Source organism: Rhodoferax sp. RT4P68 (assembly GCF_056521305.1).
In genome coordinates, this window is the sequence record NZ_JBWMBB010000006.1 from 93164 (window position 1) to 105461 (window position 12298).

11 protein-coding genes are annotated in these 12298 nt (G+C 66.5%); 7 read left to right on the plus strand and 4 right to left on the minus strand.

The annotated features are described in order from the left end of the window. Nucleotides 1-125 precede the first annotated feature (125 nt). Nucleotides 126-1787, plus strand: coding sequence for an energy-dependent translational throttle protein EttA (gene ettA / locus AC099J_RS14730; protein WP_479616022.1), 1662 nt, complete (start codon nucleotides 126-128; stop codon nucleotides 1785-1787). Between the two features lie 74 nt (nucleotides 1788-1861). Here ettA and AC099J_RS14735 read toward each other — a convergent pair whose 3' ends face one another. Beyond that, a complete protein-coding gene (locus AC099J_RS14735) occupies nucleotides 1862-3253 on the minus strand; it encodes a TAXI family TRAP transporter solute-binding subunit (RefSeq protein WP_479616023.1) in 1392 nt (463 codons plus the stop codon). Continuing rightward, complete coding sequence (locus tag AC099J_RS14740) at nucleotides 3253-4281, minus strand: P1 family peptidase (protein ID WP_479616024.1); 1029 nt, start codon at nucleotides 4279-4281, stop codon at nucleotides 3253-3255. Before AC099J_RS14740 ends, AC099J_RS14735 begins: the two co-directional genes overlap by 1 nt. A 207-nt stretch (nucleotides 4282-4488) precedes the next feature. Between AC099J_RS14740 and AC099J_RS14745 the strand changes: the two genes are divergently transcribed. Continuing rightward, nucleotides 4489-6648 carry a putative bifunctional diguanylate cyclase/phosphodiesterase gene (locus AC099J_RS14745; RefSeq protein WP_479616025.1) on the plus strand — a complete coding sequence of 720 codons (2160 nt, stop codon included), beginning with the start codon at nucleotides 4489-4491 and terminating at the stop codon, nucleotides 6646-6648. A 28-nt stretch (nucleotides 6649-6676) separates the two neighbouring features. Here AC099J_RS14745 and smpB read toward each other — a convergent pair whose 3' ends face one another. Continuing rightward, nucleotides 6677-7150, minus strand: a complete 474-nt coding sequence (smpB, locus tag AC099J_RS14750; protein WP_479616026.1) for an SsrA-binding protein SmpB — start codon at nucleotides 7148-7150, stop codon at nucleotides 6677-6679. 68 nt (nucleotides 7151-7218) lie between these two features. Between smpB and AC099J_RS14755 the strand changes: the two genes are divergently transcribed. Both AC099J_RS14755 and AC099J_RS14760 read left to right on the plus strand, forming a co-directional pair. Next, nucleotides 7219-7659: a type II toxin-antitoxin system RatA family toxin gene (locus AC099J_RS14755; RefSeq protein ID WP_479616027.1), complete on the plus strand. Its 441-nt coding sequence runs from the start codon at nucleotides 7219-7221 to the stop codon at nucleotides 7657-7659. Next, nucleotides 7659-7997 carry an RnfH family protein gene (locus AC099J_RS14760; protein ID WP_479616028.1) on the plus strand — a complete coding sequence of 113 codons (339 nt, stop codon included), beginning with the start codon at nucleotides 7659-7661 and terminating at the stop codon, nucleotides 7995-7997. Before AC099J_RS14755 ends, AC099J_RS14760 begins: the two co-directional genes overlap by 1 nt. 4 nt (nucleotides 7998-8001) lie before the next feature. Here the strand turns inward: AC099J_RS14760 and AC099J_RS14765 are convergent, their stop codons facing one another. After that, nucleotides 8002-8505: a DUF4124 domain-containing protein gene (locus tag AC099J_RS14765; RefSeq protein ID WP_479616029.1), complete on the minus strand. Its 504-nt coding sequence runs from the start codon at nucleotides 8503-8505 to the stop codon at nucleotides 8002-8004. 70 nt (nucleotides 8506-8575) lie between these two features. Here AC099J_RS14765 and guaB point away from each other — a divergent pair, with 70 nt between their 5' ends. From guaB to guaA, 3 genes are read left to right on the plus strand one after another with little or no spacing between them, the layout of a single operon-like run. Next, a complete protein-coding gene (guaB, locus tag AC099J_RS14770; RefSeq protein ID WP_479616030.1) occupies nucleotides 8576-10045 on the plus strand; it encodes an IMP dehydrogenase in 1470 nt (489 codons plus the stop codon). A 32-nt stretch (nucleotides 10046-10077) separates the two neighbouring features. After that, entirely contained in the window at nucleotides 10078-10572 is a 495-nt protein-coding gene (gene lysM / locus AC099J_RS14775; protein ID WP_479616031.1) for a peptidoglycan-binding protein LysM, read from the plus strand. 58 nt (nucleotides 10573-10630) lie between these two features. Next, entirely contained in the window at nucleotides 10631-12250 is a 1620-nt protein-coding gene (guaA, locus tag AC099J_RS14780) for a glutamine-hydrolyzing GMP synthase (protein ID WP_479616032.1), read from the plus strand. Nucleotides 12251-12298 lie beyond the last annotated feature (48 nt).

The window sequence follows — 12298 nt, forward strand, 5'->3', positions numbered from 1 at the left end:
GGAGGCCCACGACAGGGCGCATTGTCGCATGCTGGGATAATCCCTTCACCGCCGGGTGCCCCGGCCGCTGTTTTCTCTTCGCCGCGCCGGCTTCGGCAGGCTCCCCAACCGCAGGATCCATTCGCATGGCCCAGTACGTCTACACCATGAACCGCGTCTCCAAGACCGTGCCGCCCAAACGGCAGATCTTGAAGGACATATCTCTCTCCTTTTTCCCTGGCGCCAAGATCGGCGTGCTGGGCCTGAATGGCTCGGGCAAGTCTTCGCTGCTGAAGATCATGGCCGGTGTCGACACCGAGATCGAAGGCGAGGCCACGCCCATGGCCGGCCTGTCGATCGGCTACCTGGAGCAGGAGCCCAAGCTCAATCCCGAGCACACCGTACGCCAGGCCATCGATGAGGCCATGGGCGAGGTCAATGCCGCCAAGGCCCGGCTGGAAGAGATCTACGCAGCCTACGCCGAAGAAGACGCGGACTTCGACGCGCTTGCGGCCGAACAGGGCCAGCTGGAAGCGGTGATCGCTGCCGCCGGCACCGATTCGGAGCACCAGATCGAGATCGCGGCCGACGCGCTGCGCCTGCCGCCATGGGACGCCAAGGTCGGCCTGCTGTCCGGTGGTGAAAAGCGCCGCGTGGCGCTGTGCAAGCTCTTGCTGTCCAAGCCGGACATGCTGCTGCTCGACGAGCCTACCAACCACCTGGACGCAGAGTCCGTCGAGTGGCTGGAAGTGTTCCTGCAGCGGTTCACCGGCACCGTCGTGGCCATCACCCACGACCGCTACTTTCTGGACAACGCGGCCGAGTGGATTCTGGAGCTGGACCGCGGCCGTGGCATCCCATGGAAGGGCAACTACAGCACCTGGCTGGAGCAGAAAGGCGAGCGCCTGGCGCAAGAGCAAAAGGGCGAGGAAGCCCATGCCAAGGCCTTGAAGAAGGAGCTGGAATGGTCGCGCCAGAACCCCAAGGCGCGTCAGGCCAAAAGCAAGGCGCGGCTGGCGCGCTTCGAGGAGCTGTCGGACGTCGACTACCAGAAGCGCAACGAGACCAACGAGATCTTCATTCCCGTGGCCGAGCGCCTGGGTCAGCAGGTCTTCGAATTCAAGGACGTCAGCAAGAGCTTTGGTGACCGGCTGCTGATCGACAAGCTCAACTTCATCGTGCCACCTGGCGCCATCGTCGGCATCATCGGCCCCAACGGCGCCGGCAAGTCCACGCTGTTCAAGCTGATTGCCGGCAAAGAGAAGCCGGACAGCGGCGAAGTCATCGTCGGGCAGACCGTCAAGATGGCCTTCGTCGACCAGCACCGCGACGCACTGGCCGACAGCAAGACTGTCTGGGAAGACATTTCCAACGGCCTTGACATCATCAACGTCGGCAAGTTCCAGATGGCCAGCCGCGCGTACGCAGGCCGCTTCAACTTCAACGGGCAGGACCAGCAGAAGAAGGTCGGCAACCTGTCGGGCGGCGAGCGCGGGCGTCTGCACCTGGCCAAGACGCTGATCCAGGGCGGCAATGTGCTGATGCTCGACGAACCGTCGAACGACCTGGACGTGGAAACGCTGCGCGCACTGGAAGACGCGTTGCTCGAATACGCCGGCACTGTGCTGGTCATCAGCCATGACCGTTGGTTCCTGGACCGCATCGCAACGCACATCCTGGCGGCCGAAGGCGACTCGCAATGGGTGTTCTTCGACGGCAATTACCAGGAGTACGAGGCCGACAAGAAGCGCCGCCTGGGTGAAGAGGGCGCCAAGCCCAAGCGCATGCGGTTCAAGGCGCTGAAGTAACAGTCGCGCCTCGCGCACTACGCGCACCTCGCGCACCTTGATCTGGCCCGTCCCTGCGACGGGCCTTTTCGTTTCTAGGCGCCGTCCGCTTGGGTGGCCGGAGCCGTTGCCGGGCTCAGCACGCGCTTGCGCACGGCGTGGATGTTGTTGCGCAGCGCGTAGAGTTCTTCCGTGTAGGAGAGCGGCACGGCCACCTTGTTGACCACACGGTCGAGTTCGGCGAGGTCGGCCAGCAGCGTGTCGCGGTCGCCTTCGCCAGAGTCGGCGCGCGATTCGATCTCGCGCAGCCGCCCGTACCAGCGGAACACCCGTGAGCGCACCCGAAAGGCGTAGAGCGGCGGCACGATGCGCGACAGCGGCAGCATGGCCGCCAGTACCAGGCCCAGCACCAGCCACATGCGCTCGACCAGGTTGCCGATCCAGAACGGCAGATAACGTTGCCAGAACGGTGGCGTGCCGTTGATGGCGCGCTCGCCTTCGGCACTGACCGGCAGTTCGCTGGTGCGCGTGTTCGGAAAATCGCGCGCCCGGTTGAACCAGCCGGCGCCGCCATGGATGGGCTGTGCACTCTGGGCAAACAGTTGGCGCAGAGCGGGGTGCGTGTCCTTGCGCGACAGCAGCGAGGTGGTGGCCGCCAGCAGCTCCACGTCGCGTGCCGGCACGTCGGAGGCGATGTCCACCACGCCGCGCGGCAGCGTCACGGGCGACAGGAAGGGCAGGCGCCGTGCGTAGGCCTCGCTCTGCACGAAGTCCATCAGCTTGACGCCCGGCGTCTGCAGCAGCATCTGCACCAGTAGCGATTCGGGCGCGGAGACGAAGACCAGCGCGTCCAGCCGGCCGGCCAGGAATTCGACCGTGGCCGGCGTGTGCGCCAGGTGCGACAGCCGCAGGTCGCCCGGCGCCATCCGGTTGATGTCCAGCAGACGCGTCAGCAGGGCGGGCACGCCGCTGCCGGCGGTGTCGACGTTCACGCGCAGACGCCGCAGGTCCGCCAAGGTGGTCACCGCGGCGTCTGGCCGGCTCTTGGTCGTCGGCTCGCGGTAGAACAGCCACAGCGGCTCGACGAACAGGCTGCCCAGCGACGTCAGCGCTTCGTCGTCGGCCGCTGCGTCGGCCGTGCCGCCGCGCACGAACGCCACGTCGGCTTCGCCCTCGCGCAGCAGGCGCAGGTTGTCGGCGGCGCCCGCGGTCTCGATCAGCTCCACCGTGATGCCGTTGGTTCGCAAGGCTGCGGCATAGCGCTGGCCGAAGTCGGCGTAGGCGCTCTGCGCCGGGCCGGTGGCCAGCCGCACCTGGGTGGGCGGTGTCGGGTCCAGCCACCAATAGGCCAGCGCCAGCAGCAGCACCGGCAGCAGTGCCAACGGCCCGGCCGAGAGCAGCAGGTCGCGCACGGTCAGCAACCACAGGCGCACGGTACGGCCGATCTCGTCGCGGCGGCGCTCGGCCGAGGCTGGTTTGCGGGCCATCAGCCGGGCCGGCGCGTGGCGCCTGCGAAATCCCGCGCGCAAGGCAGGTGCAGCGTGCCGCACTGCAACGCCTGGGCGGCCCAGACGGCCTGCAGCACGGCGCGGGCCATGGCCTCGGCGGCCATCGTGGCCAGCACCATCATGCCGGGGGAGGGGCGTTCGGCCAGACCGGTGGCCAGCGCGAAGACGGTGTCGCCGTCCGACATCGTGTGGACGGGGTTGATGGTGCGCGCCAGGCCATCGTGGCCGGCCTGGGCCAGGCGCTGGGCCTGCGGCTTGGTCAGCGCGGCGTCGGTGGCGATCACGCCCAGCGTGGTGTTGGTGCCGGCCAGCAGCGGGCGCGGCAGTTCGCCGGCCAGCAAGGCACGGCGCGTGTCCCACAGGGCAGTGCCGTCGGGGCTGCGCGCGCCGGCGATGACCAGGCCAGTCTGCGGGTCGACCACGTCGCCCAAGGCGTTGCAGGCTACCAGGGCACCGACAGTCACGCCATCGACGCAGACAGACGCGGTGCCGATGCCGCCCTTCATCGCACGCCCGACGCCGAACACTTTGCCGACCATCGCGCCGCTGCCGGCGCCCACGTTGCCCTGCGCCGGTGCCGAGCGGCTGGCCGCCGCACAGGCGGCGTAGCCGGCTGCGGCGTCAGGGCGGATGCGGGCGTCACCCAGGGGCAGATCGAACAACACGGCCGCAGGCACCAGCGGCAAGGTGCCGTAGCGCACGTCCAGCCCTACGCCTTGCTCTTCCAGCCAGCGCATGGCGCCGTCGGCGGCGGCCAGTCCCCAGGCACTGCCGCCGGCCAGCATGACCGCATGCACGCGCTCGACCAGGTTGCCCGGAGCCAGCAGGTCGGTCTCGCGCGTGCCGGGCGCTGCGCCGCGCACGTCCACGCCACCGACGGCGCCGGCCCGCGCCAACACCACGCTACAGCCCGTGGGGCGGCGTCGGTCACTGAAGTGGCCGACCTCGATGCCCTGGACATCGGTGATGGCGCCACTGGGCGCTGGCGCTGACAGGCTGTTCGACATGGCGGGCGATTATGGAGCCCTGGCGCGGGTCAGCAATGGCGTGCTGGCTGTGTTCCACAGCGTACATACAGAGCACCAAACGCACACAAAGCCCTGTATTCGCGCATGATTTAGATCGTTTTATGTCTGTTACTCGTTCGTTTTTGTGAATAATCGCCGCGCGATCCCGGGCAGGCCTTTTGCGGACCTTGGCGCAGCTGTGGATCTATGAGTTTTCTTCCGACTTCGTATAACGCCTGGGGCGTTCTTGGCTCGCTGTTCATCGCAGCGTTTGCCTCTTACGTCACCCTCGATCTGGCCCGCCGCGTCCGCACGCCGGACCGCACCATCGCCCGCAACTGGTGGCTGGGCGGCTCGCTGGTGATGGGCACCGGCATCTGGTCCATGCACTTCATCGGCATGCTGGCGTTCTCGCTGCCGATCGCATTGGGCTACACCTATGGGCTGACCCTGGCCTCCTGGGTGGCGGCCGTGCTGACCTCGGCCACGGCACTGGGCATCGCCAGTTTGGAGACGCTGGCGCGCCTGCGCGTGCTGGGCGGCGCTGCCGTGATGGGGCTGGGCATCTGCGCCATGCACTACACCGGCATGGCGGCGCTGGACATGGCGCCCGGCATCGTGTGGGACGCGCGCTGGGTGGTGGCTTCGGCGGTGATCGCGGTGGCGGCCTCCGGGGTGGCGCTGTCACTGTTCTTCTGGCTGCGCAGGTTCGAGGGCTTGCGCCGGGGGCTCTATCAAGTGTTGGCCGCGCTGGCCATGGGCCTGGCGATCGCCGGCATGCACTACAGCGGCATGGCCGCTGCGGGCTTCCCACAGGACGCGGTGTGCCGCAGCGCCGATGCGCTGGGGGGCCCGCAGTTGTCTTTCGCGGTGGCGACCGCCTGTGCCCTGATGCTGGCGCTCACGCTGGGCGTGGCCAGCATCGACAACCGCGTGCGTCGCGGTGCGCAACGGCTGGCCACGTCGCTGCAGGAGGCCAACGCACAGTTGCAGTCGGCTAACGACGAGTTGCACCGTCGGGCCTTCACCGATCCACTCACCGGGCTGCCCAACCGCCTGTTGTTCGAGGACCGGCTGGAGCACGCGCTGTCGCGCGGCGAGCGCGCGGCCGAGCGCATCAGAGGGCGCAAGGCCGAAAAGATCGGCGTGCTGTTCATCGACCTGGACGGCTTCAAGCCGGTCAACGATTCGTTCGGCCATTCGGCTGGTGACCAGGTGCTGCAGGAGGCCGCCGCCCGGCTGCAACGCGAGGCACGCGAGAGCGACACCGTCGCGCGCGTGGGGGGCGACGAGTTCGTGCTGCTGATGGAGGACACGGGAAGCGTGGTGGACTGCCTGGCGCTGGCGGGCCGCCTGGTGGCCGCGCTGGGGGCGCCGTTCGACATCGCCGGGCGCCATGTGCAGATCGCCTGCTCGATCGGCGTCGTGGTCTATCCGGACCAGGGGCGGCGCGACAAGCTGGTGGCCAACGCCGATGCCGCGATGTATGTGGCCAAGCGCAACGGCGGCAACGGCTTTGCGCTGTTCGAGTCGTACATGGACCACAAGCCCGGCGAACAGCTGGGCCTGCAGAGCGATCTGCGCCAGGCCGTCGAACGCGGCGAACTGGAGCTGTACTACCAGCCCAAGGTCGACGGGCTGCGCGGCCAGATCCACGGTGTGGAGGCGCTGCTGCGATGGAACCACCCGCAGCAGGGCATGGTGCCGCCCGACGTCTTCATTCCGATGGCCGAGCGCTTCGGCCTGATCGGCAAGCTGGGCAATTGGGTGATTGACGAGGTCTGCCGCCAGATGCAGGCCTGGGCCGATGCCGGCGTGCGCATGAAGGTGTCGATCAATCTGTCCGTCCACCAACTGCGGGAGCCAGACCTGGTGACCCGCATCGAGCAGGCGCTGCTGCGCCACTACGTGCCGGCCTCACAGCTGCTGTGCGAGATCACCGAATCGGTGGCGATGGAGGACATGCGGGCCACGCAGCGCGCCTTCGAGGACCTGGCGCGCATCGGCGTGTTTCTGTCGATCGACGATTTCGGCACCGGGTATTCGAGTCTCAGCTACCTGCGCCAGCTGCCGGCGCGCCAGCTGAAGATCGACCGCAGCTTCGTGCAGGATCTGGAGACCAGCAGCGATGCGCGCGCGGTGGTGGACGCTGTGATCCAGCTGTCGCATGCGCTGGGCCTGCGCGTCGTCGCCGAAGGCGTGGAGACTGCGGCGCAGCACGACATTCTGCTGGCCATGGGCTGCGATGAACTGCAGGGCTATCTGTTTGCGCGGCCCATGCCGGCCGCCATGCTGATGGAGTGGACGCAGGGCCGCAAGCCCAGCGGCACGCTGGAATTTTCGCCCTCGGTCGTGGGACATCTGTGATGCCGCGCGGCCAGCGGCGCGCAGGCGCTCAGCGGTTGCGCGACTTCATGGCTCGCTCGACCTCGCGCTTGCCTTCGCGGTCCTTGATGGTGTCGCGCTTGTCATGCTCGGCCTTGCCCTTGGCCAGCGCAATCTCGCACTTGACCTTGCCATCCTTCCAATGCAGGTTCAGCGGCACCAGCGTGTAGCCCTTCTGCTCGATCTTGCCAGTCAGCCGCTTGATCTGCTCTTTGTGCAGCAGCAGCTTCTTGGTGCGGATGGCATCGGGGTTGACGTGGGTCGAGGCCGACTTCAGCGGGTTGATCTGGCAACCCACGACGAACAGCTCGCCATTGCGCACGATCACGTAGCCATCGGTCAACTGCACCTTGCCTTCGCGCAGGGCCTTGACCTCCCAGCCTTCCAGCACCATGCCGGCCTCGAACCGCTCCTCGAAGAAGTAGTTGAAAGCGGCCTTCTTGTTGTCGGCAATGCGCGTCGCGGCGTCGGGTTTCTTGGCCATGGGGCTCCAGATGGGGATGCGGAGCCGGTCCGCAAGGCATGTCTACAATTTGACGAGCCCTCGATTCTATGAAAACCGTCCAGAAGTCCGTTCTGATCTGGTACAGCGCCGAACAGATGTTCACGCTCGTGACCCAGGTTGACCAATACCCCCAGTTCCTGCCGTGGTGTGACCGCGCCTCGGTGCTGCAGCGTCACGACGACGGCATGACCGCAGAAGTCGGCATTTCCTTTGCGGGCATCCGCCAGAGCTTCACGACCCGCAACCGCCATGTGTTGAACCGCGAGGTGCACATGCAGTTGGTCAAGGGGCCGTTCTCGCAGCTACAGGGCGATTGGTCGTTCAGCGCCGTGGGCGACGGCTCGCAAAACGCCTGCAAAGTGGAACTGGCGCTGCGCTACGGCTTCAACAGCATGGCGCTGGCAGCAGTGGTCGGCCCGGTGTTCGACCGCATCGCTGGCAGCCTGGTCGATGCCTTCGTCAAGCGCGCCGAACAGGTGTACGGCTGATGACTGCGATGGCCATCACCGTGTCGGTGGCCACCGGCCCGCGCGAGGTGGTGGAGGCGACGCTGCAGTTGGCGTCCGGCGCGCGGCTCATCGATGCCGTGCGGGCGTGCCAATCGTTGCCCGGCTTCGCCTCGATCGACCTCGCGGCCATGCCAGCCGGTGTCTGGGGACGCAAGGCGGGTCCGCACCAGGGGCTGCACGATGGTGACCGCGTCGAGCTGTACCGGCCGCTGCTGGTGGACCCGAAGCACGCGCGCCGTGAGCGTTTCGCCAACCAGGGTGCGCGCGGCGCGGGGTTGTTTGCCAAGCGGCGCCCCGGTGCCAAAGCCGGGTATTGAGAGCTCAGCTGCAGTCGCTTGCGATGATGGTTTGCAGGCGTTGCGTCTCACTGGCGCGGGCCGCGTCGTCCAGGATCTCGCGTTCGCCCTGCGCGTTGGTGCGCGCGATGCGGACGCCTGAGTCGTAGTTGGACTTGGCCTGGCGGGCGCGGGCGCAGTTGTCGGCACGAGCCCGGGCCTGTGCCTCCTGCTCGGCCTTATTCTTGGCCGCTTCCTGCTGCTCTGTCTGGTCGCGGCGCTCTTGCAGCTCTTTGTCGGTCCCGCTGAGCTTGGGGACCGCCGCGCCGCTGGCCGCCGAGGTCGCGGCTGTGGCGCCCGGCGCCGGTGCGGTGGGGCGCAACACGCTGCCCTTGGGGCGCTGCAGGATGTCGGCGTCTGCGATGTGGGCGGGCGGCGGCCGATCGCTGTAGACCTTGCGGGCCTTGCCTTCCAGCCACACCCACTGCGCTGCAACGGGCAAGCCGGCGCCCAGCAACAGGGCCAGGATCAGGACACGATTCGTGCGCATTTCGGCAGTTTAGCCCCCTGCCCGAGGCGTGCGAATGACACGGGTACAATCTTTTTTTTGGAGCTTAGACATGCGCCTCCTCGGAAAAGCGCTCACCTTCGACGACGTGTTGTTGGTGCCGGCGTACTCCCAAGTCCTGCCCAAGGACGCCTCTCTCTCAACGCGTTTTTCACGCAACATCTCCCTCAATTTGCCGCTGGTGTCTGCCGCCATGGACACCGTGACCGAGGCGCGCCTGGCGATCGCCATCGCGCAAGAAGGCGGCATCGGCATCGTGCACAAGAACCTCACGCCGCAGCAGCAGGCTGCCGAGGTCGCACGCGTCAAGCGCTACGAATCCGGCGTGCTGCGTGACCCGGTGGTGATCACCCCTCAGCACACGGTATTGCAGGTCATGCAATTGTCCGAAGAGCTCGGCATCTCGGGCTTTCCGGTGGTCGATGGCGGCAAGGTGATCGGCATCGTGACGGGGCGCGATCTGCGTTTCGAGACGCGCTATGACCAGTTGGTCACCGCGATCATGACGCCGCGCGAACGCCTGATCTGCGTGAAGGACGGCGCCACCCCGGCTGAAGCCAAGGCCCTCTTGAACAAGTACAAGCTCGAGCGCCTGCTGGTCGTCAACGACAGCTTCGAGCTCAAGGGCCTGATCACGGTGAAAGACATCACCAAGCAGACCAGCTTTCCCAATGCCGCGCGCGATGGCTCGGGTCGGTTGCGAGTTGGCGCCGCCGTGGGCGTGGGCGAGGGCACGGAAGAGCGCGTCGAGGCGCTGGTCAAGGCCGGCGTCGATGCCATCGTCGTCGACACCGCACACGGCCACAGCAAGGGTGTGCTAGACCGCGTGCGCTGGGTCAAGCAGAACTATCCGCACATCGACGTGGTGGGCGGCAACATCGCCACCGGCGCGGCCGCTTTGGCATTGGTCGAGGCTGGTGCCGATGCGGTCAAGGTCGGCATCGGCCCGGGCTCGATCTGCACCACGCGCATCGTCGCGGGTGTGGGTGTGCCGCAGATCATGGCGATCGACAACGTGGCGACCGCACTGCAGGGCTCTGGTGTGCCGTTGATCGCCGACGGCGGCATTCGCTACAGCGGCGACATCGCCAAGGCCATCGCAGCCGGCGCGCACTCCGTGATGATGGGCGGCATGTTCGCCGGCACCGAGGAGGCGCCGGGAGAGGTCATCCTGTTCCAGGGCCGCAGTTACAAGAGTTACCGCGGCATGGGCAGCATCGGCGCCATGCAGCAGGGCAGCGCAGACCGGTACTTCCAGGAATCGAGCACCGGCAATCCCAATGCCGACAAGCTGGTGCCCGAAGGCATCGAAGGGCGCGTGCCCTACAAGGGTTCCATGCTGTCCATCGTCTACCAGATGTCAGGCGGTGTACGGGCCAGCATGGGCTATTGCGGTTGCGCCAGCATCGAGGAGATGCGTAACAAGGCCGAGTTTGTGGAAATCACCACAGCCGGCATCCGCGAGAGCCATGTGCACGACGTGCAGATCACCAAGGAAGCGCCGAACTATCGGGCAGAATGATCGCGCCCGAAACCCGTATACAAGGAGTCAGCATGGGATTGATGTCGTTCATCAAGGAAGCCGGAGAAAAACTGTTCGGCAAGTCACCTGAAGTTGCAGCAGCGGCAGCCGAGCCGAGCAACCAGGAGAAGGCGGCCGCTGCGAATGCCGCCGCTTCCAAAGCCATTGGCGACTACGTGCGTGCGCAGCAGCTGCCCGCCGACGCGCTGACCATCAACTTCGATGGCACCAGCCGCATCGTGACGGTGGCCGGCACCGTGCCCACGCAGGAGATCAAAGAGAAAGTCCTGCTGTGCTGTGGCAACGTGGAAGGTGTCTCCGGTGTGGACGATCAGCTCGTCTCGACCGAGCCGGCTGACCTGAGCCAGTACCACACCGTCGCGCGTGGCGATACGCTCAGCGCTGTGGCGAAAAAGTTCTACGGCAACGCCAACGCCTACCCGAAGATCTTCGAGGCCAACAAGCCGATGCTCTCGCATCCGGACAAGATCTACCCGGGCCAGGTGCTGCGCATTCCGCCGGCCTGAGTTTTCGAGCTCTCATGAACCAACGGGCAGCATCCGCTGCCCGTTTCACTTGCTGACCATGCAACACGACAAGATCCTCATCCTCGACTTCGGCTCCCAGGTCACGCAACTGATCGCGCGCCGCGTGCGCGAAGCCCACGTCTATTGCGAGATCCACCCGAACGATGTGGACGATGCCTTTGTCCATAGCTTTGCGCCGAAGGCCATCATCTTGTCGGGCAGTCACGCCAGCACGTACGAGGAGCATGACCTGCGCGCGCCGCAGGCCGTGTGGGATCTGGGCGTGCCGGTGCTGGGCATCTGCTACGGCATGTTCACCATGGCCGTGCAGCAGGGCGGGCAGGTCGAGGCCAGCACGCACCGTGAGTTCGGCTACGCCGAGGTGCGCGCGCACGGCCATACGGCGCTGCTGCAGGGGATCGAAGACTTCAGCACGCCCGAAGGTCACGGCATGCTGAAGGTCTGGATGAGCCACGGCGACAAGGTCACGGCGCTGCCGCCCGGCTTCAAGCTCATGGCCAGCACGCCGAGCTGCCCGATCGCCGGCATGGCCGACGAGGCGCGCGGCTATTACGCCGTGCAGTTCCACCCCGAGGTCACGCACACGCTGCAGGGCAAGGCGCTGCTGGAGCGCTTCGTGCTGCAGATTGCCAAGGCGCAGCCCGACTGGGTCATGCGCGACCACATCGCCGAGGCAGTGGCTGCGATCCGCGAGCAGGTCGGTGACGAAGAGGTCATCCTGGGCCTGTCGGGCGGTGTCGATTCCAGCGTGGCCGCCGCGCTGATCCACCGCGCCATCGGCGACCAGCTGACCTGCGTGTTCGTGGACCACGGCCTGCTGCGCTTGAACGAGGGCGACCTCGTGATGGAGATGTTCGTCGGCAAGCTGCATGCCAAGGTCATCCGCGTCGATGCGAGCGACCTGTTCCTGGGCAAGCTCGCTGGCGTGAGCGATCCGGAAGCCAAGCGCAAGATCATCGGTGGCGAGTTTGTGACGGTGTTCAAGCAGGAGGCTGCGAAGCTCAAGGCGGGCAGCGGTGGCCACAAGGGCGCGACCTTCCTGGCACAGGGCACGATCTACCCCGATGTGATCGAGTCGGGCGGCGCCAAGACCAAGAAGGCCGTCACCATCAAGAGCCACCACAACGTGGGCGGCCTGCCCGAGCAACTGGGCCTGAAGCTGCTGGAGCCCCTGCGCGACCTGTTCAAGGACGAAGTGCGCGAGCTGGGCGTGGCGCTGGGCCTGTCGCCCGAGATGGTCTATCGCCATCCGTTTCCCGGCCCGGGCCTTGGCGTGCGCATCCTGGGTGAGGTCAAGAAGGAATATGCCGACCTGTTGCGCCGCGCCGATGCGATCTTCATCGAAGAGCTGCGCAACTTCCGTGAAGAAGCACCCGGCCCGAACTTTGGCAAGAGCTGGTATGACCTGACCAGCCAGGCCTTCACCGTGTTCCTGCCGGTCAAGAGCGTGGGTGTCATGGGCGATGGCCGCACGTACGACTATGTGGTAGCCCTGCGCGCGGTGCAGACCAGCGACTTCATGACGGCCGACTGGGCCGAACTGCCGTACGCGCTGCTCAAGAAGGTCTCGGGCCGCATCATCAACGAGGTGCGCGGCATCAACCGCGTGACCTACGACGTGAGCAGCAAGCCGCCAGCGACGATCGAGTGGGAATAGTTGAAGGTCTGCCAAGCCGCTGCATGCGGTCTCGGCCCGCCCTGAAGC